The organism is Luteibacter sp. KNZ12-1A (assembly GCF_056755675.1).
Window position 1 is genome coordinate 16287 of the sequence record NZ_JBPGXU010000027.1, and the last position, 25286, is coordinate 41572.

General features: G+C 67.0%; 21 protein-coding genes. 9 read left to right on the top strand and 12 right to left on the bottom strand.

The window, feature by feature from the left end:
* Positions 1-9: 9 nt before the first annotated feature.
* A complete protein-coding gene (locus tag ACR9ZJ_RS08150; protein WP_481287477.1) occupies positions 10-1536 on the bottom strand; it encodes a transglycosylase SLT domain-containing protein in 1527 nt (508 codons plus the stop codon).
* Between the two features lie 135 nt (positions 1537-1671).
* Here ACR9ZJ_RS08150 and ACR9ZJ_RS08155 point away from each other — a divergent pair, with 135 nt between their 5' ends.
* From ACR9ZJ_RS08155 to greB, 3 genes are read left to right on the top strand one after another with little or no spacing between them, the layout of a single operon-like run.
* Complete coding sequence (locus tag ACR9ZJ_RS08155; RefSeq protein WP_481287478.1) at positions 1672-3171, top strand: helicase HerA-like domain-containing protein; 1500 nt, start codon at positions 1672-1674, stop codon at positions 3169-3171.
* Between the two features lie 2 nt (positions 3172-3173).
* Positions 3174-4436: a hypothetical protein gene (locus ACR9ZJ_RS08160; protein ID WP_481287479.1), complete on the top strand. Its 1263-nt coding sequence runs from the start codon at positions 3174-3176 to the stop codon at positions 4434-4436.
* Positions 4433-4933: a transcription elongation factor GreB gene (gene greB, locus ACR9ZJ_RS08165; protein ID WP_481287480.1), complete on the top strand. Its 501-nt coding sequence runs from the start codon at positions 4433-4435 to the stop codon at positions 4931-4933. Before ACR9ZJ_RS08160 ends, greB begins: the two co-directional genes overlap by 4 nt.
* On the opposite strand, the gene ACR9ZJ_RS08170 is transcribed toward greB, so the two are convergent.
* On the bottom strand, positions 4883-8464 hold the full coding sequence (locus tag ACR9ZJ_RS08170; RefSeq protein ID WP_481287481.1) for an ATP-binding protein: 3582 nt from the start codon (positions 8462-8464) through the stop codon (positions 4883-4885). The genes greB and ACR9ZJ_RS08170 overlap by 51 nt on opposite strands.
* An 84-nt stretch (positions 8465-8548) precedes the next feature.
* On the opposite strand from ACR9ZJ_RS08170, the gene ACR9ZJ_RS08175 reads away from it, so the two are divergent.
* The gene (locus tag ACR9ZJ_RS08175) at positions 8549-9184 is read left to right on the top strand and encodes a response regulator (protein ID WP_481280744.1); all 636 of its coding nucleotides are present in this window, start codon (positions 8549-8551) and stop codon (positions 9182-9184) included.
* A gap of 188 nt (positions 9185-9372) precedes the next feature.
* Here the strand turns inward: ACR9ZJ_RS08175 and ACR9ZJ_RS08180 are convergent, their stop codons facing one another.
* Both ACR9ZJ_RS08180 and rimO read right to left on the bottom strand, forming a co-directional pair.
* Positions 9373-10179, bottom strand: coding sequence for a DUF3025 domain-containing protein (locus tag ACR9ZJ_RS08180; protein ID WP_481287482.1), 807 nt, complete (start codon positions 10177-10179; stop codon positions 9373-9375).
* A gap of 6 nt (positions 10180-10185) precedes the next feature.
* Complete coding sequence (gene rimO, locus ACR9ZJ_RS08185; protein WP_481287483.1) at positions 10186-11502, bottom strand: 30S ribosomal protein S12 methylthiotransferase RimO; 1317 nt, start codon at positions 11500-11502, stop codon at positions 10186-10188.
* 143 nt (positions 11503-11645) lie between these two features.
* Here rimO and ACR9ZJ_RS08190 point away from each other — a divergent pair, with 143 nt between their 5' ends.
* Both ACR9ZJ_RS08190 and ACR9ZJ_RS08195 read left to right on the top strand, forming a co-directional pair.
* Positions 11646-12317, top strand: a complete 672-nt coding sequence (locus ACR9ZJ_RS08190) for a dienelactone hydrolase family protein (RefSeq protein ID WP_481287484.1) — start codon at positions 11646-11648, stop codon at positions 12315-12317.
* Positions 12314-12730 carry an HIT domain-containing protein gene (locus tag ACR9ZJ_RS08195; RefSeq protein WP_481287485.1) on the top strand — a complete coding sequence of 139 codons (417 nt, stop codon included), beginning with the start codon at positions 12314-12316 and terminating at the stop codon, positions 12728-12730. Before ACR9ZJ_RS08190 ends, ACR9ZJ_RS08195 begins: the two co-directional genes overlap by 4 nt.
* Positions 12731-12831: 101 nt before the next feature.
* Here ACR9ZJ_RS08195 and ACR9ZJ_RS08200 read toward each other — a convergent pair whose 3' ends face one another.
* The 3 genes from ACR9ZJ_RS08200 to apbC form a co-directional block, all read right to left on the bottom strand.
* Entirely contained in the window at positions 12832-13323 is a 492-nt protein-coding gene (locus ACR9ZJ_RS08200; protein WP_481280750.1) for a hypothetical protein, read from the bottom strand.
* An 87-nt stretch (positions 13324-13410) separates the two neighbouring features.
* Positions 13411-13977, bottom strand: coding sequence for a dCTP deaminase (gene dcd, locus ACR9ZJ_RS08205; protein WP_036114141.1), 567 nt, complete (start codon positions 13975-13977; stop codon positions 13411-13413).
* A 70-nt stretch (positions 13978-14047) separates the two neighbouring features.
* On the bottom strand, positions 14048-15133 hold the full coding sequence (gene apbC / locus ACR9ZJ_RS08210; RefSeq protein ID WP_481287486.1) for an iron-sulfur cluster carrier protein ApbC: 1086 nt from the start codon (positions 15131-15133) through the stop codon (positions 14048-14050).
* Between the two features lie 140 nt (positions 15134-15273).
* Between apbC and ACR9ZJ_RS08215 the strand changes: the two genes are divergently transcribed.
* On the top strand, positions 15274-15720 hold the full coding sequence (locus tag ACR9ZJ_RS08215; RefSeq protein ID WP_481280752.1) for a DUF2147 domain-containing protein: 447 nt from the start codon (positions 15274-15276) through the stop codon (positions 15718-15720).
* Positions 15721-15776: 56 nt separating this feature from the next.
* On the opposite strand, the gene dnaJ is transcribed toward ACR9ZJ_RS08215, so the two are convergent.
* The 4 genes from dnaJ to hrcA form a co-directional block, all read right to left on the bottom strand.
* Positions 15777-16904: a molecular chaperone DnaJ gene (gene dnaJ, locus ACR9ZJ_RS08220; RefSeq protein WP_481280753.1), complete on the bottom strand. Its 1128-nt coding sequence runs from the start codon at positions 16902-16904 to the stop codon at positions 15777-15779.
* A gap of 127 nt (positions 16905-17031) precedes the next feature.
* Positions 17032-18957, bottom strand: coding sequence for a molecular chaperone DnaK (gene dnaK / locus ACR9ZJ_RS08225; RefSeq protein WP_481287487.1), 1926 nt, complete (start codon positions 18955-18957; stop codon positions 17032-17034).
* Positions 18958-19088: 131 nt separating this feature from the next.
* On the bottom strand, positions 19089-19628 hold the full coding sequence (gene grpE, locus ACR9ZJ_RS08230) for a nucleotide exchange factor GrpE (RefSeq protein ID WP_481280755.1): 540 nt from the start codon (positions 19626-19628) through the stop codon (positions 19089-19091).
* An 86-nt stretch (positions 19629-19714) separates the two neighbouring features.
* Positions 19715-20776: a heat-inducible transcriptional repressor HrcA gene (gene hrcA / locus ACR9ZJ_RS08235; RefSeq protein ID WP_481287488.1), complete on the bottom strand. Its 1062-nt coding sequence runs from the start codon at positions 20774-20776 to the stop codon at positions 19715-19717.
* 134 nt (positions 20777-20910) lie between these two features.
* Here hrcA and recN point away from each other — a divergent pair, with 134 nt between their 5' ends.
* Positions 20911-22581 carry a DNA repair protein RecN gene (gene recN / locus ACR9ZJ_RS08240; protein ID WP_481287489.1) on the top strand — a complete coding sequence of 557 codons (1671 nt, stop codon included), beginning with the start codon at positions 20911-20913 and terminating at the stop codon, positions 22579-22581.
* Here the strand turns inward: recN and ACR9ZJ_RS08245 are convergent, their stop codons facing one another.
* Positions 22582-23211 carry a response regulator gene (locus ACR9ZJ_RS08245; RefSeq protein WP_371024859.1) on the bottom strand — a complete coding sequence of 210 codons (630 nt, stop codon included), beginning with the start codon at positions 23209-23211 and terminating at the stop codon, positions 22582-22584.
* A gap of 89 nt (positions 23212-23300) precedes the next feature.
* On the opposite strand from ACR9ZJ_RS08245, the gene ACR9ZJ_RS08250 reads away from it, so the two are divergent.
* Entirely contained in the window at positions 23301-24920 is a 1620-nt protein-coding gene (locus tag ACR9ZJ_RS08250; protein WP_481280758.1) for an MASE1 domain-containing sensor histidine kinase, read from the top strand.
* Positions 24921-25286: the final 366 nt, after the last annotated feature.

Below are 25286 nucleotides of genomic sequence, written 5' to 3' on the forward strand. Positions count from 1 at the left end.
ACGCCCGTCTCAGCGACAGACGGGTACGCGAATCGCCTGCCCCACCTTCAACTGGTGCCCCTTCAATCCATTCATGCGCGCGATGTCCTCGACATCGGCGCAACTGCTCTTGCGCGCAATGCTGACCAGGGTGTCGCCCCGACGCACCGTGTAGCTCCTCGACGCACTGGACGACGGTTTCGGCGACGGAGTGGACGGCCCGTTGGCCAACGCGGCCGAGGTGGCGGCCGGCGGCGGTGGCGCGACGATCTTCACGGCATTGTGCAAGTCGCTGGCGAGGATCGGCCAGGGGCCATCGGTGCAGGTCGAGGCATACGCCTTCTCCAGCTGCCTGGGCACTTCCAGGCGCGCACCCACCGGCTGGCTCACCTGCGGATCGAGTCGCGGATTGAGGTTGCGCAACGTACGGAACCAGCCCTCCGGCATGCCCTGGGCGGAACCGAGGCAAACGGTGAGTTCGCTGATCGACGCGGGGCGCTTCAGCACGATCTGGCCGGGTTCGCCGTCGATCTTGGGCCAGGTCAGGTGGTAGCTGTCCGGATGCAGGAACAGCCATGCCGCGGCGAGCACCATCGGTACGTAGTCGCGCGTTTCCGCCGACATCTGGCCATATATCTGGGGGTCGTAGAAGCTGGCCCCGGGGCTCGTCGCCGCGATCCGGCGCATGCGTCCTTCACCGCCGTTATAGGCGGCGAGGGTGAGTTCGAGATTGTTGTTGAACGCGCGAAGCTGCTCGTCGATGTATTCCGCGTTGGCCTGGGCGGCCATCGTCGGATCGAAGCGCTGGTCGAAGCCGTCGCTGTTGGACAGGCCGAAGCGCAACCCGGTGGCGTACATGAACTGCAACGGGCCGGAGGCTCCCGAGCGCGACACGGCGTGCACCTTGCCGCCGGATTCCTTCGCCATGATGCCGAACAGCAAGGCCTCGGGCAGGTCGGCCTTCTTGTAGGCCGGCCACATCTTGTAGCGCATCATCTGGTAGTTGACGTAGGCGTCCATCAGGTTCGGACGCAGCTGGGTCAGCCACATCTCCAGTGCGGCCTTCACGGGACCGTTCATCACCATCAGGTCGGAAAACTGCTGGCCCTTGAGCATGGTGACGGCGCGTTGCGCCTGCGGCAGCGCACCGATGGCGACCGAACTGGCCGTGTCGCCGGGCTGCTCGCCCACTTCCGCGCCCTGCTCCGTGTCGTCGGCGTCCTCGCCCTCGATGAAGCTGCCGTCCTTCAGCCGCAGCAAGCGGTCGAAGACGGCGGCGAAGCGCTGCTGGTCGCAGCCTGGCGTGAGGGCGCAGCGTGCCGAGGCGTCCTTCAACTGGTCGAGGGACTGCTTGCGCGTCTGCGCCGCCTGCGGGGTGTCCCCGCGCCGGGCCTGGTCGATCGAGGCCTCGTACCCCTTGCTCGCCTGGTTCATCCGGTCGTACAAGGCATTCACCTCCGGCGTGGCCTTGCCTGAGCGGGGGGCGCCGCTCGACGCGCAACCGGCGAGAATGGCCAGGGGCAGGATCAGGAGCGAACGCGGGACGCGGACAGACATGCACTTACTCGGGGGTCGGACAATGCCGGCCACGTTACTGCCGGGGCCTCCGGGACTCAAGCGGCAGGCGCGACTTTTCTCCGTAACGGCGCATCGTTGCGTACACTTGTTCAGGACATTCTTAAGGATGAAGCCATGACCACGATCCTGATCGGCCGGAACGACGAAACGGCCGTCGAACTCGACTCCCGCTACGGCAACCGCCACGGCATGATCGCTGGCGCCACCGGCACCGGAAAGTCGGTCAGCCTGATGCTGCTGGCCGAGGGCTTCTCGAAGCTGGGCGTGCCCTGTTTCCTCGCCGACGCCAAGGGCGACCTGGCCGGCCTGTCCCAGGCGGCCGGCGCGCCCTCCGAGAAGCTGGCGGCCCGCCTGGCGAAACTCGGGCTCACCGACTGGAAACCGCAGGCCAACCCGGTGGTGTTCTGGGACATCTACGGCAAGTCGGGCCATCCCGTGCGTGCCACGGTGTCGGAGATGGGCCCCACCCTGCTCTCGCGCATCCTGGAACTCAACGACACGCAGGAAGGCGTGATGGAGGTGGTCTTCCGTGTCGCCGACGACGAAGGCCTGTTGCTGCTCGACCTCGCCGACCTGCGCGCCATGCTCGGCTTCGCCTCGGAACACGCCAAGGACATCTCCGCACGCTACGGCCTGATCAGCGCGCAGAGCGTGGCCGCGATCCAGCGGGCGCTGTTGAAGCTGGAACAGGACGGAGCCGATTCGTTCTTCGGCGAGCCGGCGCTGGAGCTGGCCGACCTGATGCGCCAGGACATGAGTGGCCGCGGCGTCATCAGCGTGCTCGCCGCCGACACGCTCATCCTGAAGCCACGGCTGTACTCCACCTTCCTGCTGTGGCTGCTGTCGGAACTGTTCGAGCAATTGCCCGAGGTGGGCGATCTCGACGTACCCAAGATGGTGTTCTTCTTCGACGAGGCCCACCTGCTCTTCGACGACGCGCCGGCGGCGTTGCGACAGCGCGTGGAACAAGTGGTCCGGTTGATCCGTTCCAAGGGCGTGGGCGTGTACTTCTGCTCGCAGAACCCGGACGACGTGCCGGGCGAGATCCTCGGCCAGCTGGGCAATCGCGTGCAGCACGCGCTGCGCGCCTTCACGCCGCGCGACCAGAAGGCGGTGAAGGCCGCCGCCGAGACCTTCGCCCGCAATCCCAAGCTCGATGTCGTGGAGACGATCGGCACGCTGGGCACCGGCGAGGCCCTCGCCTCCACGCTCGGCGACGGCGGCGTGCCCTCGCCCGTGCAGAAGGTGCTGGTGGCGACACCCGTGTGCCGCATCGGGGCGATCACGGCGGAAGAGCGAGCCGCCGTTCGCTCGCGCTCGCCCGTGGGCGGCAAGTACGACACCCTCGTGAACCGCGACTCCGCACAGGAACGCCTCGCCACCCGCGCCAGCGAAAAGAGCGCGGACGACGCGCCACCCGTGAAGGCGGACGGCAAGGACGGCGATGGCGACAGTGGCTGGGGCGGCGCCGTGCGCGATGCCGTCTTCGGCACCAAGCGCCGCCAGGGCATGATCGAGACCATGGCGAAATCCATGGTGCGCACCGCGGGCTCGCGCGCGGGCCAGCAGATCGTGCGCGGCATCCTGGGCAGCATCTTCGGCGGGAAGCGCTAGACGTGCCTCGCCACGAACTGGCGGATGCCGATACGCCGTTCGCGGAACGTATCCGCATCGGGTGGCGTTATCCGATGCGTGGCGCGGCACCGCTCACGATCGGCGCCATCACGCTGTTCGAGGCGATCGCCTTCCTGCCGGTGACGGGGTTGAAGCTGCTGGTGATCGGCATCGGCTGGATGGCTCTCTACACGTATGCCTTTGAATGCCTGCGTCACACCGCCGACGGCTACGCCGATCCGCCGGAGATGGCGATCCATACGCGAGACGGGACCAGCATCGCGTTGATCCTGATCCAGCTGACCGGCAACGCCATCGCGGTGCTCGCGCCGATCTTCTTCGGCGTACCGGGGCTGCTCGTCTCGCTAGTGTTCGCCTTCGTGCTGCCCGTGATCACGATGTCGCTGACCTTCGACGGCGTCGGCGCCGCCTTGAATCCGACCATCTGGGTCCAGGCGGTCGGACGCCTCGGCGGCAGCTACCTCCTGCTGTTCGCGATCATGCTGGCCAGCAGCCTGCTCCAGGCCGCCGCCCAGTACGCGATGAAGGATCATGGCCCCACGTTCTTCGGCACGCTGGGCTATTACCTCGTCGCCAACTACCTCACCGTCTACAATTTCCACCTGATGGGTGCACTGATCCACCACAAGCACGAGGTGCTCGGCTACCAGCCGGAGTCGATGGCGATCGCCGCCGTGGCGGAGCCCGACGACGACAGCGCACTGCTTTCGCATGTGAACCTGATCGCCCGGGACGACGTTCCCGGTGCCACGGACATCCTCACCGAACGCCTGCGCGGGGGCCTGGCCCCGCCCGGCCTGCACCTGCGTTACCGCGAACTGCTGCGTGTGCAGGGACGGCTGCCGGAACTGCTCGTGCACGGGCAGATATGGATCGCCGCGCTGGTCGTCGGCGGCGAGTCGCGACGGGCGCTCGGCGTGGTGCAGGATTGCCTCGACGTCGATCCGTCCTTTCTTCCCGACGATACCGTCACCTGCGGGCCGCTTGCCGACACCGCGGCCCACGGCGGCATGTCACGGCTCGCGCTGCACCTGGCCGAGGGCTACATGCGTCGCTGGCCGCGCGACATGGGTGCGCCGCACTACGGCCTGCTGGCCGTGCGCATGCACGATCGTCTCGGCCAGTTCGCGGAAGCCGCGGCCCTGGCGCGCCGGCTCCTTGCCGATCATCCGGAGCATCCGCTCGCGCGCGACATCGAGGCCTTGCTGGCCACGCTGACGCCGACACGGAAAGTCTCTCCATGAGCCGCTGGCGTCCGCCCTCGCCGTCGTCGACGGCGATCATCACGCGCGAAGGTTTCGAACGCCTGAAGGCCGAACTCGACCACCTTTGGCACACGGTCCGGCCCGAAGTGGTCAAGGCACTCGCCGCCGCGGCAGCCGAAGGCGACCGTTCGGAGAACGCCGAATACACCTACCGGAAGAAACAGCTCGGCGAGATCGACCGCCGGGCGCGTTACCTCAGCAAGCGCATTCCCGTGCTCAAGGTGGTGGAGGCGGCACCTTCACAGCGCGATGCCGTTTTCTTCGGCGCGACGATCGAGCTGGAAAACGTCGACACCGGCGACACCGTGCGCTACCGCATCGTGGGGCCCGACGAAACCGACGCGCGACGCGGCTGGATCAGCATCGATTCGCCCCTCGCCCGCGCCGTCCTGAAGAAACGCGTGGACGACGAATTCGACGCCGAACTACCGGGCGGCCGTACCCGCTTCGCCGTGATCGCCGTCGACTACGACTGAGCGAGCGAGTTGTTCGAGGCCGTCGGCGAATCGCGTCACGCGGGACGCGAAGGTGTCGACGGCGATGATGTCGACCTCGGCACCTTCGCGGAGCGCCCGTTCGAGGCGTTCGCCTTCCTCGCCGACGGGTGAGTAGCCGAATACGTTCACGCCACCGAGCACATGGTGTATCCATCCTGCGACTTCCTCGCGGCCCGCCCTGTCGAGCACGTCGGGCAAGCGCGACAGCGCTTCGCGCGTGGCGTCCACGCCGGCACGTATCACCCGGGCGACGTTCTCGTCCGAGCCGAACGCCCGGCGCATCCGGTCCATGTCGATCGCGGGCAAGGCCTGCCCGGCGCTGGCGAGCCAGTGAGCGACCGTCGCATGGAAAGCTTCCAAGCGGATGGGCTTGCGCAGCAGGTCGTCCATGCCGGCCGCAAGGCAGATATCGCGCTGGTCGGCGCGCGCGTCGGCGGTCATCGCCACGATGGGCAGGTGGCGCCCGGTTCCCGCTTCACGCCGGCGTACTTCACGCGCCACCGCGTAGCCGTCCATGTGCGGCATGTGGCAATCGACCAGGAGCAGGTCGTAATCGGCGAGTTCGAGGGCGGCGAGCGCGGCCACGCCATCGTCGACGATGTCGCAGCGATAGCCGCGCAAGGCCAGCTGCACGCGCACCAGTTCCTGGTTCACCGGATGATCCTCGGCCAACAGGATGCGTGTCTTGTCCGGCTCGCCCGACGATGGGAGCGATGCCGGTGAAGCGGCTTCGTCGGGCACGCGAGGCGCATCGGCCACGGCGACTTCCAGCGTCACGCACACGACCGTGCCATGGCCCGGCTCGCTGTCCAGGGCGATATGCCCACCCATGCGCTCGATCAGGCGCCGGGAAATGCTCAGCCCCAGGCCTGTTCCGCCGAAACGCCGCGTCGTCGACGATTCGGCCTGGCTGAACGGTGCGAAGACGTGACGCAGTTTCGCGGCATGGATACCGATACCGGTATCCGCGACGACGATGCGCAGACGCTGGCGTGAACCGTGCCGTTCGTCGACGTGTACCTCCACGGCCACGTCGCCGCGGGCGGTGAACTTGATCGCGTTGCCGATCAGGTTCAGCAGGACCTGGCGCAGGCGACCGTCGTCGACGACGACCGCCGGCGCCAGGGCGGGATCGAAATGCACGCGCAGCGAGAGGCCCTTCGCCTCCGCCTGGGCCGCCAGGATGGCGACGGCTCCTTCGACGATCGCACGCAAGTCCGAGGGTTGCGGGTCGAGGGTGAGATGGCCGGCCTCGATCTTGGAGAAATCGAGGACGTCGTCGAGGATATGCAGCAACGCCTCGGCGGAGTGCTCGATCGTGGACACCATCTTGCGTTGCCCATCGTCGAGGGGCGTGCGCTCGAGGACGTCGAGCAAGCCGATCACGCCGTTCATCGGCGTGCGTATCTCATGACTGATCGTGGCGAGGAAGTCGCTCTTCGCCTGCGTGGCCGCCTCCGCCTCGTCGCGTGCGTGGGCCAGCCCGCGCGCGGCCAGCTCCTGCGCGGTGACGTCCACCCAGTAGCCGTTCCAGCGCACGCTGCCGTCGGCCGCCGCGAGCGGCACGGCATCCGAACTGAGGTAACGGACACGTCCGCCGACCTGAGCGCGCACCGTCACGTGCAAGGGCGTGAGTTCGCGCGCGGATCGCTCGAAGGCTTCCCGAAGCCTTCCGCGATCCTCGTCCGCCACGGGGGCCAGCATCGTCGCGTCGCCGGCGAGCAGGTCACCGGGTTCCATGCCGAGGATGCGCTGTGGATCGCCACCGACGTAGCTCATCGCATAGGCGCCGCCGGTGCCGCGCACGGCCTCATACACCACCGCGGGAACGTGGCCCGTCACTTCGGCGAGCCTTCGCTCGGTGCGCTCGCGCCGGCGGGTTTCCCGGCGCAGGTTGAGGTAGGCGTAGCTGATGGCGACGAGCGAGATCAGCAGCACCGCGACGAATGGCAGCACGCGACCGGCGACCTCGCGCCAGGTCGGGCCGACGACGTAGTGGGATGCGAACCAGGTGTTGCGGATCTCCTGCTGGCGGTGCGTGGAAAGATTGACGAGTACCCGGTTGACCAGGGGTAGCAAGGGAGCGAGGTCGCGGCTGACACCTACCGCGATGGCCTCGGTGTCTCCGGTGGGCGCGGCCACCTTCAGCTGGCCGAGGAAGGTTTCGCGGATGTGGTAGTCGACCGAAGCCAGGTTGCCGACGAAGGCGTCGCCCTCGCCCGCCGCCAGCCGGCGCATGCCTTCCGCCTCCGTGTCGACAGGAACGACCTGCACGTTGGGAATGCGTGCCAGCAGGTGGCGAATCGGTTCGCGGGTGACATTGCCGAAGACGCGCTTGCCGGCAAGATCGTCGCGGCCCGCCATGGTCGGCGCGCCTTCGCGCGTCACGATCATGATCGGGAAGTCGAGATAGGGGACGCTGGGTTCGAGGAAGGGAAACGTGGCGCTCTGCGGATTGATCGCGGCGACCAGGTCCACCTCGCCGCGCTTCACCCTGTCGACGGTACCCGTCCAGTTCTCGCTGGGCACCTGCGTCAGGCGGATGCCCAGTTCGGCGGCGATCTCGCGCACGTAGTCGAGCGCCAGGCCTTCCGCCTCGCCCTGACCCGATAGCAGGCTGAAAGGTGCATAGCTGGGGTCCACCCCCAGGCGCAATGGCGGCAAGGCATTCAGCCAGGCCTTTTCCTTTTCGCTGAGCGGGATGTCGGTCTGGCGGGGTCGTGGCGCGATATCGCGACCGACCCAGCGGGCGCGGAGGCGGCCATGGTCGGCGGCGGTCAACTCGCCCACCGCGTGGTCGATGGCATGGCCGAGTGGCGCGCGGTCGGCGGGAACGGCGAATGCCAGTGCGCTGATGGGCAGCGCCAGCGGTGCGCCCACGCGAAGTTCGCGCTCGAAACCCAGGCGGGCCACGAATTCACGGGCGGAATAAGGGTTATCGAGATACGCCGTGACGTCGCCCGAGCGAACCCGAGCCAGCGCCTCGGCCGTGGATGTCGTCTCGACGAGGGTGGTTTCCGGCAGTTCACGGCGCAGCGCCGCCATGTCGAAGTAGCCCGCGTGCACGGCCAGGCGCTTGCCGCGCAGGTCACCCGGCCGATGGATGATGGGTGCGTCCGCGCGCTCCACCAACGAAGGCAGGGACTCGAAGTAGGTCGCGCCGACGCGGATGCCCGGCATGCCCTGTTCCAGCGGGGTGACCGAGGTGGCGACGTCGATCTCGCCCCGGGCCAGGCCCGCGAGCAGGTCGGGCCATGTGGCATAGACCCGGGTCTGCAAGGTCACGCCGAGGTCGCGGGCGATCTCGCGCAGGTAATCCGGGCCCAGGCCCTCCAGCTCGCCGTCGCGTAGTTCCTCGAACGGTGGGTAACCCTCGCGGTAGGCGCCGACGGTGAGCACCGGGTGGTGGCGTAGCCAATTCGCGTCTTCACGCGAAAGCGAGCCGTCCGGCGCGGCCCTGATGGGGCCGGCCAGGCAGACCAGGAAAAGCAGGATCAGGCGTCGGATCACATCGCAGGCTTCGTCAGGGGAACCATCATGGGCATAATCGGTTCGAAGTTCGCTGTGTGTAATGAAACAAGGAGAACACAAGGCATGCCACTGAAGGTCATTCTGGCAGACGATCACCCCCTGGTTCTCGTCGGCGGCGCCCTTGCGCTGCGGAACGCGCACATCGACGTCGTGGGCGAGGCCAAGGCCGCGGACGAGTTGCTGGCCATGCTCGGCGAGCGTCCTTGCGACGTCGTTATTACGGATTTTCTCATGCCGAGCGATCGGCAAGACGACGGTTTCGCCCTGATCGAGACGATCGTGAAGGAGTATCCGCAACTCGCGCTGGTGGTGTTGACGATGATCAACCGCCCCGCCGCGCTGCAGTCCATGCTCAACCGGGGCGTGCGCGGCATCGTGGACAAACGCGCCCCCATGGACGAACTGGCGACCGCCGCCCGCGCCGTGGCGGACGGCGAAACCTACCTGAGCGAGACGTTGCTCGACATCCTCAACGAAGCGGACGACGCCTCCGAAGCGATGCCCGGTGCGCCGTTGTCACCGCGCGAGACGGAAGTGATCCGCATGTTCGTCAACGGCATGTCGCTCCAGCAGATCGCCGACCGCGAAGGAAAGTCCGTGAAGACGATCAGCCGGCAGAAGCGCGATGCCATGCGCAAGCTGGGCGTGGACCACGACAGCCTGCTAGGCGAGTACGCGCGGGACCACGGCTTGGTGTAAGAGCCTCTGCGATAGACTGCTGGAAGACTGGTGGGAGCCGACCTTGTCGGCGATGGGTGCTTGCCTCAGTCTGGCCCGCTGCCGCGGGATCGCCGACAAGGTCGGCTCCCACCAGGGTCGGCCAATTACGCCGCTGAAACGGCTCCCACACACGCACACGAAGCGGCTCCCGCACACAGAAAACTTCGCTATCGAAGCCCTAGCGGTGGCGGGTAGACGCGGCCGGGGCGCAGCGGCTGGAAGCATGGCGCGCTCGTGTAGAAGGCCTCGTTCCCGGTCTCGGGATGCCATCCCGGAACACCGGATACCGGAAGCGGACGGAGTTCCTGTGGATCGCGCAGAACGACACCGGCGGCGATCGCTTCCGCGCAATACGCGATGGCATCCCCCTCGCCGATCATCACCAGTGCCTTGCCCACCAGCAGCTTTCCCGGCGTGAGCGCATGCTCAAGCAAGGCGTGGCCGAAGACATCGACACGCGCTTCACCATTCGACCATGCCTCGCGATGTGTCCAGAACAGACGATGCCAGTCGTGCGCATCCCATGCGTCCAGCATGGCCGTATCGCGCAGTGTCACGATCAATCCGGCTTCGTCGAAATGCGTGAGCGCACATTGCGGACGCGAACGTTCGCGTGGCCCCATCACTCCGATTTCCGCCATCTGCCGCGCATTCAATGCGCGCTTGAGCGCGGTGTGGCGCAACCAGACGAAAGCGTTGAAGAGATCGTGCCAGTTGTCCGGCCGCGTGGCGATGGCGCCTAGGCGCGCGATGCGTTCCTCATAGTGCAATCCGTCGGCGAGCAACGCGGCGTCCTGCCTCGCGAAGCGAAAGCCCGACGGGCCGGGCCACAGGCCGTTCAGGGACTCGACATCCGGCCATGCCACGCCTTCGACGAAACTAGCGAAGCGCGACCAGTGCGACCAGTGCGACAGCGGCGGCGACGCCAGCACGCGCCGGTCCAGCGCATCCCGCGTCGGCGCCACGTGCCGCATGATGGCTCAGGCCAGGCGGCCGTAGAGGTCGTGTGCGTCGGCCTCTTCCACGACCACGTCGACGAACTGGCCCGGCTTGAGGAGCTGGCCATCGTCGATGCGCACGGCACCGTCGATCTCCGGTGCGTCGGCACTGGAGCGGCCCCAGGCACCTTCCGCGTCGATCTCGTCGACCAGCACCTTGATCGTCCTACCGACCTTGCGTTGCAGCTTCGCGGCGGAAATCTCCGCCTGCACGGCCATGAACTGCTCGAGGCGGTCTTCCTTCAATTCCTCGTCGATCTGTCCGGGCAGATCGTTGGCTTTCGCGCCGTCCACCGGCGAGTAGGCGAACGCACCCACGCGGTCGAGTTCCGCCTCGCGCAGGAAGTCGAGCAGTTCCCGGAACTCCTCGTTCGTCTCGCCGGGGAAGCCGACGATGAAGGTGCTGCGGATCGTGAGATCGGGCACCTGGCGACGCCAGTTCTGGATGCGCTCCAGCGTCTTGTCGACATTACCCGGGCGCTTCATGAGCTTGAGGATGCGTGGGCTGGCGTGCTGGAACGGAATGTCGAGGTACGGAAGGATCTTGCCCTCCGCCATCAGCGGCATCACCTCGTCGACGTGCGGATACGGATAGACGTAATGCAGGCGCGTCCACGCGCCCAGTTCCGAAAGGCCCTGGCAGAGTTCGGTCATGCGCGTGCGATAGGCCTTGCCCCGCCATTCGCGCTCGGCATAGCGGACATCCACGCCATAGGCGCTGGTGTCCTGCGAGATCACCAGCAGCTCCTTCACGCCACCCTTCACCAGTTTCTCGGCCTCGAGCAACACCTGGTCGACCGGCCGGCTGACGAGGTCGCCGCGCATCGAAGGGATGATGCAGAAACTGCAACGATGATTGCAGCCCTCGGAGATCTTCAGGTACGCGTAGTGCTTGGGCGTGAGCTTCACCCCCGTGTCGGGCACGAGATCGATGAACTTGTTTCGCGTGGGCGGCAAGGCCGTATGCACGGCGCTCATCACGCTGGCGTAGTCCTGCGGACCGGAGATCGCGAGCACGTCCGGATAGCTTTCGCGGATCAGCGACTCGCGCTTGCCCAGGCAACCGGTGACGATCACCTTGCCGTTCTCGTGCAAGGCCTCGCCGATGGCGTCGAGCGATTCCTGCACGGCGGAATCGATGAATCCGCAGGTATTGACCACCACGGCATCCGCTTCGCCATAGCTGGGGACGATCTCGTAGCCTTCGACCTTGAGCTGGGTGAGGATGCGTTCGGAATCGACGAGCGCCTTCGGACAGCCGAGGCTGACGAAACCGACTTTGGGAGCGGCCTGGGACATTGCCGTGGGTACCGGAGAGAGGAAACCGCGCATTATAGCCCCATGCGGAACGGCAAGCCCGGCGGGGCACCCGGGCACGACGCCGACACGGGCTCCCGGTTAACCTTCGCGTTCCCTATCCCACACCGATGGAGATCCGCCCCATGGGCCGCACCCTGATCCTCGACACCTCCCGCCCGCACGAAAGCATGGACGCCTACCTTGCCGAACCCTCGGGCACGCCCAAGGGCGGCATCGTGGTGATCCAGGAGATTTTCGGCGTGAACGCGCACATCCGCAGCGTAGCCGACCGCTTCGCGGCGGAGGGCTATGTCGCCATCGCGCCTGCCTTGTTCGACCCCGTGCAGAAAGGCGTGGAACTGGGCTACGACCAGGAGGGCATGCAGAAAGGCGGCAAGCTGGTCGCCGAACTGGGGCTGCTCCGGCCGATGCAGGACACCGCCATCGCCGCCCGTCTCGTCGCCGACCAATACAAGGTGAAGGTGGGTACGGTCGGCTACTGCTGGGGCGGCACGGTGGCCCTGCTGGCCGCCCTGCGCCTCGGCCTGCCCTCGTCGAGCTACTACGGTTCGAGGGACGTCCCCTTCCTGTCCGAACCAGCCAAGGCCAACGTGATCTTCCACTTCGGCGAGCGCGACCATTCGATCCCGCCGGAGATGGTGGAAAAGCACCGCGAACTGAAACCGGAAATGGATACCTGGGTCTATCCGGCCGACCACGGCTTCAACTGCGACGCCCGCGCCAGCTATGACGAGCCGAGTTCGAAGCTTGCCTGGGAGCGGACCCTGGCCTTCTTCGCCCGCGAACTCAAGTGAGCCAGGATTTCGCACTGGACCCGCGCCTCGACGGCGACACCCTGCCCGTCGGCGACCTGCCCCTGTGCAGGCTGCTACTGATGCGCGACAGCCGCTACGCCTGGCTGGTACTGGTGCCGCGCCGGAGCGCGATGGTGGAGGTGGCCGACCTTCCGCCGGACGACCGCGCGGCGTTGTGGCGCGAAGTGGACGCCGCCGGCGATGCCCTGCGCGCGGTGGCGCCCTGCGACAAGCTCAACATCGGCGCGCTGGGCAACATCGTCCGCCAGCTCCACGTGCACGTGGTGGCCCGGGTCGAAGGCGACGCGGCATGGCCAGGGCCCGTCTGGGGGCACGGCGCGGCCGAGGCCTATGCCGACGGCGACGCGGCACGGCGGGTGGAAGCGCTCAGGGCGCGGCTGGGTCTTTCCTAGCCGGCCGCTGGACGGTAGCCCGTCACACAGACAGCGGAAAGGCCCCGGCACTACCCGCCGAGGCGGGAGTGACGGGGCCTTTCGAGGCCACGCGAGGCTGCTTACTGCTGCGTCTGCGGGTCGTAGGCGCCGCTGGAGGCTTCCTTACCCTGCATGCGATCCGGCAAGGCGGCCTTGTGCGGGGTGTCCTCCAGCTGGCGGGCCTTTTCCTCGACGGCGTTCAGGCGAACCAGTTCGCCCTTCTTGTCGTAGTACACCGCGAAGCCGTAATCCAGCTGCATGCGGGCGAGGAATCCGAGGTGGTTGTCGCGGATCTTGGAATCGTCGCTGGGCAGCACGAGCACCGTCTTCGGCAGCTTGCCCTGGTCCTTCAGGTAGGCGAAGTGGCTACCGGTGTCGGCGGCGGAAAGTACCGCGCCATCGACGATGAACTGGCCGCTCTTGTACGCCTTGATGGTGTAGTCGAACTGGCCCTGCTCGGTCGCGACGTGGTCGGACTTCGAGGCGCCACGATGGCAGCCGGCCAGCACCAGCATGCTGGCGAGGAGGAGCGCCGCGGCGGCGCGGGCCATCAGGGTGGGAACTCGGATCATGCGGTGTCTCCGTGGATCGGTATGGCGTGGAATGGGCGAGTCTACCGCGCGCCGATGTCGCGCGCGGATGCGACGTGAAGGCCGCGTTCAGGTGCTCGGCAGGGTGACGCCGCGCTGGCCCTGGTACTTGCCGCCGCGGTCGGCATAGGACACTTCGCACTCCTCGTCGGACTCGAGGAAGAGCATCTGCGCCACGCCCTCGTTGGCGTAGATTTTTGCGGGCAACGGCGTGGTGTTGGAGAACTCCAGGGTCACGTGGCCTTCCCACTCGGGTTCGAGCGGGGTCACGTTCACGATGATGCCGCAGCGCGCGTAAGTGCTCTTGCCGAGGCAGATCGTGAGCACCTGGCGTGGGATGCGGAAATACTCAACCGTGCGCGCCAGCGCGAAGGAATTGGGCGGAATGATGCAGACGTCGGACTTGACGTCGACAAAGCTGCGCTCGTCGAAGGCCTTCGGATCGACGATCGTGGAGTTGATGTTGGTGAACACCTTGAACTCGTCGGCGCAACGCACGTCGTAGCCGTAGCTGGACGTGCCGTAGGACACCAGCCGGTGGCCGTCGCGCTCCTTGACCTGGCCAGGGGCGAACGGCTCGATCATGCCGTGCTGCTCGGCCATGCGGCGGATCCACTTGTCGGACTTGATGCTCACTTACTGTCTCCCTCGCTGGAGCCGGAAAGGTATAGGAACGTTGCCGTGCACGCCACTTGGGCGTCGGCGGTCAGGTGTTCTGGATGACGATCTTCGGGAACGAAATGGCCTTGTTACGCGCCTGCAGCGACAGCCTCGCGGCGGTGGTGCGGGCGATGGCGCGATAGCGCGCGGCAAGGTCGGAGTCGGGAATGGCGACCACGGTGGGCTTGCCGTCGTCCGCCTGCTGGCGGATACGGATGTCCAGCGGCAGGTCGCCGAGGTAGGCGATGCCGGCTTCCTGCGCCATGCGGGCGCCGCCGCCGTGGCCGAAGATATGTTCCTCGTGCCCGCAGTTCGAGCAGATATGGGTGGCCATGTTTTCCACCACGCCGAGGACGGGCACCTCCACCTTACGGAACATGCCGAGCGCCTTGCGTGCATCGAGCAGGGCGATGTCCTGCGGCGTGGTGACGATCACCGCGCCGGACACCGGCACTTTCTGCGAAAGCGTGAGCTGGATGTCGCCGGTACCCGGCGGCAGGTCGATGATGAGGTAGTCGAGCTCTTCCCAGAGGGTGTCCGTCAGGAGCTGCATGAGCGCCTGGGTGACCATCGGGCCACGCCAGATCATCGGCGTGTCCTCTTCGATCAGCACGCCGATCGACATCGCCTGGAGGCCATGGGCGCGCATCGGCACGATGCTCTTGCCATCGGGCGACGACGGCTTGCCACTGAGGCCGAGCATGCGCGGCTGGCTCGGCCCGTAGATATCAGCGTCGAGGATGCCGACCGTGGCGCCTTCGGCCGCGAGGGCCAGGGCCAGGTTCACCGACACCGTGGACTTGCCCACGCCGCCCTTGCCGGAGGCGACGGCGATGATGTTCTTCACGCCCGGCAACGGTGCCAGCTGGCCCTGCACCTTGTGCGGGTGCACGCGCCAACTGACCGACACGGCTGCCGAGGCGATGGCCGGGTCCACCTGCAGGGCGTCCCTGGCGTCGTGCGCCGCCTGCTCCAGGTACCCGGTGGCCGGATAACCCAGTTGGATATCCACAGATACGCGGTCTCCGTCCACGCCGACGGCGCGCAGGGACGCGCCCAGGGGCTGCCCGGAATGGGGATCGATAACGCGGTCGAGGATGCCGCGGACGAGGGTTTCGCTGGGCTGGGTCATGGGGACACGTGAGGAAAATCGAAGATCAGCCATTATGCCAGCGTGGGCCCCGGCACGGTCTGGCGCGATGCAGCTTGACGGGCGTCGCGGCGGTCGTCAGGCTCCGGCCGTACCTGACCGTATGGGGAGTCCCCGAGCCTATGAAGCCTCTGATCCGCACCGCCGTCGCCCTCGCCTTTGCCGCGAGCGCCCTCCCCGCCCTGGCCGCCAACGACTCGCCCGTGGGCAAGTGGAAGACGATCGACGACAAGACCAAGGAAGTGAAATCCATCGTCGAGATCACCGAGAACGGCGGCTTGCTAGAGGGCAAGGTGATCCAGGTGCTCAAGTCCGACCACGGCCCGCATCCGCTCTGCACCGAGTGCGATGGCGAGCGCAAGAACAAGCCCATCGAAGGCATGACCATCATGTGGGGCCTGAAGAAGGATGGCGACGAGTGGTCCGGCGGCCAGATCCTCGACCCGGCCAAGGGCAAGATCTACAAGGTCACGCTCAAGCTGGAGAACGGCGGAAAAACCCTCGACGTCCACGGATACGTGGGTTTCTCGCTGATCGGGCGCAGCCAGGAGTGGGTGCGGGCCGAGTAAGCCGGCGGGTCACGAGCGGCAGGAGCACGCCATTGCGCTCCTGCCGCCATCGTCGGTTACGACGTGACGCGTGACCAGAAGTCCTTGACGCCGTCGATGAAGGTGTTCGAACGCGGCGTGTGCTTCGCCGCTTCCTCGCCCACGAACGTGGCTTCCAGCTGGGTAAGCAGGTCGCGCTGCTCCTTCGTGAGGCGGACCGGTGTCTCCACCACCACGGTGCAGATGAGATCGCCGGTACGGCCACCGCGAACCGACTTGACGCCGCGTCCGCGCAGGCGGAATTGCTGGCCCGTCTGTGTTTCGGGCGGCACGTTCACCGGGACCTCGCCCTCGAGCGTCGGCACGGCCAGCTCGGTACCGAGCGCGGCCTGCGCGAAGCGGATGGGTACTTCGCAGTAGAGATCGGAACCGTCGCGGTGGAAGATCTTGTGCTCGCGCACGCGCACTTCCACGTAGAGGTCGCCGGCCGGCGAACCCGCGGGACCGGCTTCACCTTGCCCGGTCAGGCGGATGCGATCGCCGTTGTCCACGCCCGCCGGAATGCGCACCGACAACGTGCGCTCTTCCTCGAGACGACCCTCGCCGTGGCACTTCTTGCAGGGCTTGTCGATCTTCTGGCCGGAGCCATGACAGGTCGGGCAGGCTTGCTGGATGGAGAAGATGCCGTTCTGCATGCGCACGCGGCCATGGCCGGCGCAGGTGGAACAGGTGGAGACCTTGCCGTCCTCCGAGCCCGTGCCGTTGCAGTGATGGCAATTGACCTGGGTGGGCACCTCGATCTTCTTCTCGACGCCGAACACGGCTTCCTCGAGATCGAGATCCATCATGTAGCGCAGGTCGGCACCGCGGCGCGTACGCTGGCGTCCGCCGCCACCGCCGAAGATGTCACCGAAAATATCGCCGAAGATGTCGCCCACGTCGCCGAAGCCGGCACCGTTGCCACGACCGAAGCCACCGCCCTCGAAGGCGGCATGGCCGTACTGGTCGTACGCCGCGCGCTTCTGCGCGTCGGAGAGTACGTCGTAGGCTTCCTTGGCTTCCTTGAATTTCTCGAGCGCTTCCGGTTCCGGATTGCGGTCGGGGTGATACTTCATCGCGACGCGACGAAAGGTCTTCTTGAGGTCGCCCTCGCTCACGGTGCGTTCCACACCGAGGATTTCGTAGTAGTCGCGCTTGCTGCTCATTGCACGCTTGCTTTCCCTGGACGAACGAACGCGCCGGCGGGAAACCCTTCGGCGCGATCGATCCGGTTGACCCTTGCCATGCCGCGGACGCTCTGGCCGCGGCATGGCATCGCTTTAGCAGGACGACTTACTTCTTGTCGTCCTTGACCTCGGTGAACTCGGCGTCGACCACGTCGTCAGGCTGGGCCGAACCGCCGCCCGGCGCGGACTGCTGCGCGGTGTCCTGCGCGCCGCCCGACTGGGCCGCCGCCGCGAGCGCCTGCGCCACCTGTTCGAGGTTGGCGATCTTCGCCTCGATCGCGGTCTTGTCGTCGCTGTCCTTGAGCTTCTCCAGCTCGGACACCGCGTTGTCGATACCGGCGAGCTGCTCGGCCGGAATCTTGCCGCCGTGTTCCTTCAGCTGGCTGCGCGTGGCGTGCACGAGCTGGTCGGCCTTGTTGCGCACCTGCACCAGTTCGTGGAACTTCTTGTCTTCCTCGCGGTTGGCTTCCGCGTCGGCGACCATGCGCTGGATCTCTTCCTCCGAGAGGCCCGAACCGGCCTTGATCTCGATCTTCTGTTCCTTGCCGGTGTCCTTGTCCTTCGCCGACACGTGAAGGATGCCGTTGGCGTCGATGTCGAAGGTGACCTCGATCTGCGGCGTGCCGCGCGGCGCCGGGCGGATGCCCTGCAGGTCGAACTTGCCCAGCGACTTGTTCGCGTTGGCGCGCTCGCGCTCGCCCTGGAGGACATGCACGGTGACGGCCGTCTGGTTGTCGTCGGCGGTGGAGAAGACCTGCGAGGCCTTGGTCGGCACCGTGGTGTTCTTCTCGATGAGCTTGGTCATCACGCCACCCATCGTCTCGATGCCGAGCGACAGCGGGGTGACGTCGAGCAGGAGCACGTCCTTCACCGAACCACCCAGCACGCCACCCTGGATCGCGGCACCCACGGCCACGGCTTCATCCGGGTTGACGTCCTTGCGCGGCTCCTTGCCGAAGAAGTCCTTCACCGCTTCCTGCACCTTCGGCATGCGGGTCTGGCCACCGACGAGGATCACCTCGTGGATGTCGGACACGCGCAGGCCGGCGTCATTGAGCGCGGTGCGGCAGGGATCGATCGTGCCCTTGACCAGGTCTTCCACCAGCGACTCCAGCTTGGCGCGGGTCAGCTTGATGTTGAGGTGCTTCGGGCCCGAGGCGTCGGCGGTGACATACGGCAGGTTGACGTCGGTCTGGTGGGCCGAGGAAAGCTCGATCTTCGCGCGCTCGGCGGCGTCCTTCAGGCGTTGCAGCGCGAGCTGGTCCTGGCGCAGGTCGATGCCCTGCTCCTTCTTGAACTCTTCGACGAGGTAATCGATGACGCGGTTGTCGAAGTCCTCGCCACCCAGGAAGGTGTTGCCGTTGGTCGCGAGCACTTCGAACTGCTTCTCGCCGTCGACGTTGGCGATCTCGATGATCGACACGTCGAACGTGCCGCCGCCGAGGTCGTATACGGCGATCTTGCGGTCACGCGCGTCGGTCTTGTCGAGGCCATAGGCCAGGGCGGCCGCGGTCGGCTCGTTGATGATGCGCTTGACGTCGAGGCCGGCGATCTTGCCGGCATCCTTCGTGGCCTGGCGCTGGCTGTCGTTGAAGTATGCCGGCACGGTGATGACCGCTTCGGTGACCGACTCGCCCAGGAAGTCCTCGGCGGTCTTCTTCATCTTCATCAGCACCTTCGAGGAGATCTCCTGCGGCGCCATCTTCTTGCCGTCGGCGGTCTGCACCCAGGCATCGCCGTTATCGTGCGCGACGATACTGTACGGCACGATCTTGATGTCCTTCTGCACCTCGGCGTCGGTGAACTTGCGGCCGATGAGGCGCTTCACCGCGTAGAAGGTGTTCTTGGGATTGGTGACGCTCTGGCGCTTGGCCGGCGCACCGACCAGGACCTCGCTGTCCTTGGTGAAAGCGACGATGGACGGCGTGGTGCGATCGCCCTCCGCGTTCTCGATGACACGCGCGGTCGAACCCTCCATCACTGCGACGCAGGAGTTGGTCGTACCGAGGTCGATGCCGATGATCTTGGCCATTGAAGTTGCTCCGAATTGCTAAGCGGCCCCCGCGGCCGCGACTGTGTTTGAAAATGGGGCCCGGCCCCATCGATTCAATGCCTGGTGAGACTCCCCGCCTGCGCGAAAACCGCGCCACACGGGGTTTTCATTCAGTGATCGCCGACGACGGCGACGAGCGCCGGGCGCAGCAGGCGATCGTTGAGCACGAAGCCCTTCTGCACGACCGCGACCACCGTGCCCGGTGCGTGTTCGTTCGAGGTGACCGAACTGATCGCCTGGTGGTGTTCCGGATTGAACGGCTTGTGCAGCGGATCGATCACGCTCAGCCCGTTGCTCTGGATCACCTTTTCCAACTGCTTCAGCGTCAGGTCGAGGCCTTCGCGAAGGGCCTTCGCATCGGCCGACTCGTTGGCCAGGCCAAGCACGATGCCGTCGTACACCGGGAGCAACTCGCCCAGCAGTTTTTCGTTGGCGAAGCGGCGGGCGTTGTCCAGGTCGCGCTGGAGACGGCGGCGCTGGTTCTCGATCTCCGCCCGCTCGCGCAGGACCGTCTCGCGCGCCTGGCCCAGCTCGGCTTCGAGCGAGGCCAGCTTCGCGGTCAGCGCGTCGAAGTCGGCATTGACACTCTCGTTGCCGGCCGTGCCGCCGTCCTGTACCGGATCCGGCACGTGGGGATCGTTGTTATGCATGCGTACTCCAAATGTCAGCTTACCGACCCGCTCCATGGAGGGGCCGAACATTCGCGGGAAATAGTAAACCCGCCTCCCGTGGCGGTTTATGAGGTCGCCGCGGCGCGATTCAAGGCGTCGCTGAGCAGTCCAGCGGTGGCCTGGACCACCGGGATCACCCGCTCATATGCCATACGCGTCGGTCCAATAACTCCGATCGCGCCGAGCATGCGGCCACTCGTGCCATAGGTGGCGGTGACGATGCTGCAGCCGTCGAGGGCCGAGAATCCGGACTCCTCGCCGATGAACAGCCGCACGCCAGGGGCCTTGACGCACATTTCCATGAGCTGGAGCAGGTCGCGCTTCTGCTGGAAGGCGTCGAAGAGATCGCGGAGCCGGTCGATGTCGGCCAGTTCCGAATAACCCATCAGGTTGGTCTGGCCGCTGACGAGAACATCGTCCGCGTCCTCGTCGGCGGAGAACGAGGCGGTGGCCAGTTCCACCACGCTGGACAGCAGGCGGTTGATCTCGCCGCCCTCCTCGCGCAGTTCCGCGGCCAGGTGCGCACGGATATCGGCCAGGCGGAACCCGGCGAACTGGGCGTTCAGGTAGTTCGCCGCCTGCTCCAGGTCGGAGCCTTCCAGCGGACGGGCCAGCTGGACGACACGGTTCTGCACCTGGTTGTCCGAGAACACCAGGATCACTAGCACGCGGGCGTCCGGCAGGTTGACGAAGTCGATGTGGCGCAGGGGGAAATCGCCCTGGCGGGGCACGGTGACCACCCCGGCGAAATGGGTCATCGCCGAGAGCAGGTTCGAGACATTGCCGAGCAGGTCGCGGGTGGTCGTCTGGTGTGGCGGCAGGCCGCCTTGCAAGCGGGCCATCTCGTCGCGCGGCAGCGGCTTGAGTTCGAGCAGGCTGTCGACGAACAGGCGCAGCCCGCGCGGTGTGGGAATACGCCCGGCCGAGGTGTGCGGCGAGGCCACCAGGCCGGCATCCTCGAGGTCGGCCATGATGTTGCGGATCGTCGCCGGGCTGACTTCCAGGCCGGAGGACCGCGCCAGCGTGCGTGAGCCGACCGGCTCGCCATCGGACAGGTATTGGGAAATCAGGGTCCGCAGCAGCCGGCGCGCGCGAGCATCGATGTCGTGACCGGAAAACGGATTCATGCGCCTGACTGGATGGGAAGGGGGTCGGATCCTCGGGCTATCAATAAGGTCTAGCCGCTCCGCTTGCAAGTCTCGGCTTCTGCGACGCCGCTGCCGCTACAATCGGCGCGATTCCATTCGCCACTCCCGTGCCCATGCTCACCTCGCTCTACGTCCGCCAGTTCGCCGTCGTCGAAGAAGCCGAGGTCGCCTTCGGGCCGGGCCTCACCGTGGTCAGCGGCGAGACCGGTGCCGGCAAGTCCCTGCTGGTGGATGCGCTGATGCTCCTGGCGGGCGCCCGCGCGGACAGCGGCATGGTCCGTGCCGGCAGCGACCGCGCCGAACTGGCCGCGGAATTCGATCTGACCGGCCTGCCCGAGGCCCTGGACTGGTTGCGCCAGGAAGAACTGGACGACGGGCAGACCTGCCAGCTCCGCCGTGTGATCCGCACCGAAGGCAGCTCGCGTGGCTGGATCAACGGCCGTCCGGCCAGCCTCGCCCAGATGTCGGCGCTGGCCGCGCTGATCGTCGAGATCCATGGCCAGCACGAGCACCAGGCCCTGCTCTCGCGCCAGCACCAGATGGCCCTGCTCGACGCGTATGCCGGCAACGAAGCGCTGCTGGCCCAGGTACGCGAAACGGCCAAGGCGTGGCGCGACGCCGTGGCGCGTATCCGCACGCTCTCCGGTGGCGACGACCGCGAACACCAGATCGAGCTGCTGAGCCACGAACTGGAGGAACTCGACCGCTGGGCGCTGGCCCCGGCCGCGCTGGAAGACCTCGAAGCACAGCACCGCCGTCTCGCCAACGCCGGCCGCCTCGCCGAGGGCGCCAACGGCGTCGTCGAGATGCTGGATGGTGAAAGCGAGTTCGCGATCGGCCGCGCCCTGCTCCGCGCGCACGCGGAACTGTCGCGACTGGCCGAACTCGACGCCACGCTCGCGCCGACGCTGGAACTCCTGGACAGCGCGCAGATTCAGGTGGGCGAAGCCGTGGACGGCCTCAGCCGCTACGCACAGGATGTCGAACTCGATCCCGAGCGGCTGGCCGAGGTGGATACCCACCTCACCCATCTGCACGATCTCTCACGCCGCTACCGCCTGCCCATCGCCGAACTCACGGCCAAGGCCGACGAGGTCCGCGAGCGCCTGGCCGAACTCGAAGGCGCCGGCGACGCGCTCGACCGCCTCGGTCGCGAACGCGACCGCCTGCGCCAGGCCTACGACACCGCCGCCGCCGCCCTGTCGACGGCACGCGCCGAGGCCGCGGCACGCCTTGGCGCCACGGTCGCCGGCTTGATGGGCGAACTGGGCATGGCCGGTGGACGGCTGGAAGTCTCGCTGGAACGCGCCGAGGGCGACGAGCCCGATCCGCAGGGACGGGAGCGCTGCGAACTGCTGGTCAGTGCCAATCCGGGGCAGCCGCCGCGTCCGCTGCGCAAGGTCGCCTCCGGTGGCGAACTCGCCCGCATCAGCCTCGCCATCGAGGTCGCCACGCTGGGCAACGACAACATCGGCTGCATGATCTTCGACGAAGTGGACACCGGCATCGGCGGCGCGGTCGCCGAAGTGGTCGGCCAGAAGCTGCGCGCCCTCGGCGAGCGCGTGCAGGTGCTCTGCGTGACGCACCTGCCGCAGGTGGCCGCCCAGGGCCACTCGCATTTGCAGGTGGCGAAGGAGAGCGATGGCGAGGCCACGCGCACGCGCATCCACTCGCTCGATGCCGCCGGACGGCGTGACGAGCTCAGCCGCATGCTCGGGGGGGTGGAGATCACCAAGGAGACCCGGGCGCATGCGAAGAAGATGCTGGATCGCGCCCAGGGGTGATCAGGTGCGGATCAGGCCGCGCTCTTGCGCCATGCGGTAGAGGTCCAGTTCCGAGCCGGCGTTGAGCTTGTTCATCACCGCCGCGCGGTGGATGTAGATCGTCTTCTGCCCGATCCCGAGTTCCGCGGCCACCTGCTTCGGTGCGCGTCCGGCGGCCAGCAGCAGGAAGACCTCCCGTTCACGGGCCGTCAGGCGATTGAACGGGTCCAGGTCGGTCGTGGGCCGGCCCGAGCGACGCTCGCGCAGGTCGGAACTCAGGTACTGGTCGCCGCCGAGCACCGAACGCACCGCCGCCACCAGTTCCTCGGGCGCCACGCCCTTGGTCACGTAGCCGCGGGCACCACGGCGCAGCGCCTCGGATACGTAGGGCTCGCCGTCGTGCATGCTCAGCACCACGATCTTCATGCCCGGGGCGATGCTGCCCAGGTGCTCGATCAGCGGCAGCCCGCTGCCATCCGGCAGGGACAGGTCCACGGCCACCAGGTCCGGCCGATGCTGGGTGACAGCGTCCACCGCCTCGTCGGCGTTGCGGGCTTCGGCGACGACGTCGAGGTCGGGTTCCAGCTCGATGAGGCGCTTGAAACCCTCACGGACGATGGCATGGTCATCTACAAGGACGATTCTTGGCATGGGCAGAATGTAGCAGGCTCTCCCGACGCGTGCGTACGGCCCGATCGCCGCCGTCGGCTCCGCGCATCCGCCGTGTAACATTGCCGCCAATGCGACTACACGGTCTTTCACGCTTCGCCGGCCCCTTGTTCGCGCTCGCGTACGCCGCGGCGTGGGTGATGCTGTGGCCGACCGAGCAGCCCTATTGGGTGCTGCCCTTCGGCCTGCGCTTCGGCGCGCTGCTGTTGATGCGCACGCGCCACTGGTTCTGGATCCTCGGCGCCGAGATCGCCGCCAGCGCCTTTTGCGAATGGCGCAGCGGCCTGCCGATCGGGGGCGCGGGCTTCGTCCTGGGCGACGCTCCCGAGCCGCTGATGGTGGCCGCCTGCCTGTGGCTGCTGCGTCGCGCGCACCTGCACGCCAGCCTCAATACGCCCGAGGACGTCGCCCGCCTGCTGCTCTCGGCCATGGTCACGGCCACGGTGGCCACCGCCGGCAACGCCGCGATGATGGCCTCCATGCATCCCGCCGCCCCGGTGGAGATGCTGGGTACCACCTTCGGCAGCGACCTGCTCGGCAACTACCTGGGCGTGCTGCTGGTGGTGCCGGTCATGATCCTGGCGTTTCGCGAGCGGCCCACCCAAGCGGCGATGGGCGAGCTGTTGCTCGACGGCCTGCTGGTGATGCTGCCCTCGCTCGCCATCCTGATCACGCTCGCCGAATACTCGCCGCAACCGCAGTTCGCCCGGGTCCTCTCCCTGGCGCCGGTGTTGTTCTTCGCGTTCCGCCACGGCTGGCGCGGCGCCGGCCTGGCCATGCTGATCACCAGCGTGGGACTGAACGTCACCGAGGACATGATCGGCCGCGGGGCGCCCACGGCGGCCGCCCACCTGTTCCTGGCCGTGGCGGGCACGGGCACGTTGATGCTCGGTGCGGCGACCGATGCGCTGCGCCGCAGCAGCGAGCGCGTGGCCCAGCAGAACACCCACCTGGCCGCCGCCAACCAGCGACTGGACCAGCTCGCGCGGCAACTGCGCGACGCCGCGCGCGGCAACCTTCAGGCGGAGGAAAACCTGCGCCGTCACATGGCCGCGGAACTGCACGACGAACTCGGCCAGAACCTCACCGCGATCCAGACCCACCTGAAACTGGCCCAGGCCAGGCTCGGCAGCGCCGGCCTGGAAGACATCGGCACCTCGATCAACGGCATCCTCGGCCATATGCGCCGTGCCCTGCACAAGATGCTCGATAGCCTGCGCCCCTCGGTCCTGGACGAATTCGGCCTGTTGCGCGCCCTCGACGAAGGCCCGGTGCGCGACATGCTCACCGCCGCGGGCATCCACTACGTGACCGACCTGAGGGGCGATCCCCGCCTGCTCGACGACGACACCCTGACGGCCATCTACCGTGTCGTCCAGGAGAGCGCGACCAACGTGGTGCGGCACTCCGGCGCCCGTCAGATGAAGCTGCGCCTGCGTATCGGCCTGCGCGACAGTGGGCCGGTGGCGATCCTCGACATCCGCGACGACGGGGCCGGCCTGCCCTCCACGCCGCGCCCCGTCCGCACCGATGGCGGCGGCCGTGGATTGCAGGGAATGAGCGACCGGATCACGGCCCTCGGCGGCCTCTTCCGCATCCGTCCGGAGCCGGTAGGACTTCACCTTCGCGTGCTGCTTCGCAGCACAAGTATCGGAAGCAACATAGGAAATTTTCCGATACCGGGTGGATGAACGCTTCGTTACGATCCCATTATCGATGTGGGGGAGCCGCCGTCGAGAGACGGTGAGCCCAGGTCGGTCGTGGGGACGATCGACCTGATGAGGCGACAGGATGTCGGCCTCGCCGGTGCGACATGGAGATCGGGATCCAGCGAGCAACTCGCGATCCACGAACCTTGAAGACGCCGGATCAAGCCGTCGGTGGACAGGAGTCCACCGGCGGCGTTTTTTTGGCCCTTCCCGGGTAAGGGTGTTTCACACGGAAACCCCGTGTGGGAGCCGACCTTGTCGGCGATACCGCGGCAGCGGGCCAGGTTTGGCAAGCACCTATAGCCGACAGGGTCGGCTCCCACAGGCATCCCGTCCCGCGCGCCGGTG

Excerpts from the sequence above, each read along its gene's own strand:
- ACR9ZJ_RS08150 (WP_481287477.1), bottom strand. The coding sequence starts at position 1,536 with ATGTCTGTCCGCGTCCCGCGTTCGCTCCTGATCCTGCCCCTGGCCATT.
- ACR9ZJ_RS08155 (WP_481287478.1), top strand. The coding sequence starts at position 1,672 with ATGACCACGATCCTGATCGGCCGGAACGACGAAACGGCCGTCGAACTC.
- greB (WP_481287480.1), top strand. The coding sequence starts at position 4,433 with ATGAGCCGCTGGCGTCCGCCCTCGCCGTCGTCGACGGCGATCATCACG.
- ACR9ZJ_RS08175 (WP_481280744.1), top strand. The coding sequence starts at position 8,549 with ATGCCACTGAAGGTCATTCTGGCAGACGATCACCCCCTGGTTCTCGTC.
- ACR9ZJ_RS08180 (WP_481287482.1), bottom strand. The coding sequence starts at position 10,179 with ATGCGGCACGTGGCGCCGACGCGGGATGCGCTGGACCGGCGCGTGCTG.
- rimO (WP_481287483.1), bottom strand. The coding sequence starts at position 11,502 with ATGTCCCAGGCCGCTCCCAAAGTCGGTTTCGTCAGCCTCGGCTGTCCG.
- ACR9ZJ_RS08190 (WP_481287484.1), top strand. The coding sequence starts at position 11,646 with ATGGGCCGCACCCTGATCCTCGACACCTCCCGCCCGCACGAAAGCATG.
- ACR9ZJ_RS08200 (WP_481280750.1), bottom strand. The coding sequence starts at position 13,323 with ATGATCCGAGTTCCCACCCTGATGGCCCGCGCCGCCGCGGCGCTCCTC.
- apbC (WP_481287486.1), bottom strand. The coding sequence starts at position 15,133 with ATGACCCAGCCCAGCGAAACCCTCGTCCGCGGCATCCTCGACCGCGTT.
- ACR9ZJ_RS08215 (WP_481280752.1), top strand. The coding sequence starts at position 15,274 with ATGAAGCCTCTGATCCGCACCGCCGTCGCCCTCGCCTTTGCCGCGAGC.
- dnaJ (WP_481280753.1), bottom strand. The coding sequence starts at position 16,904 with ATGAGCAGCAAGCGCGACTACTACGAAATCCTCGGTGTGGAACGCACC.
- dnaK (WP_481287487.1), bottom strand. The coding sequence starts at position 18,957 with ATGGCCAAGATCATCGGCATCGACCTCGGTACGACCAACTCCTGCGTC.
- grpE (WP_481280755.1), bottom strand. The coding sequence starts at position 19,628 with ATGCATAACAACGATCCCCACGTGCCGGATCCGGTACAGGACGGCGGC.
- hrcA (WP_481287488.1), bottom strand. The coding sequence starts at position 20,776 with ATGAATCCGTTTTCCGGTCACGACATCGATGCTCGCGCGCGCCGGCTG.
- recN (WP_481287489.1), top strand. The coding sequence starts at position 20,911 with ATGCTCACCTCGCTCTACGTCCGCCAGTTCGCCGTCGTCGAAGAAGCC.
- ACR9ZJ_RS08245 (WP_371024859.1), bottom strand. The coding sequence starts at position 23,211 with ATGCCAAGAATCGTCCTTGTAGATGACCATGCCATCGTCCGTGAGGGT.
- ACR9ZJ_RS08250 (WP_481280758.1), top strand. The coding sequence starts at position 23,301 with ATGCGACTACACGGTCTTTCACGCTTCGCCGGCCCCTTGTTCGCGCTC.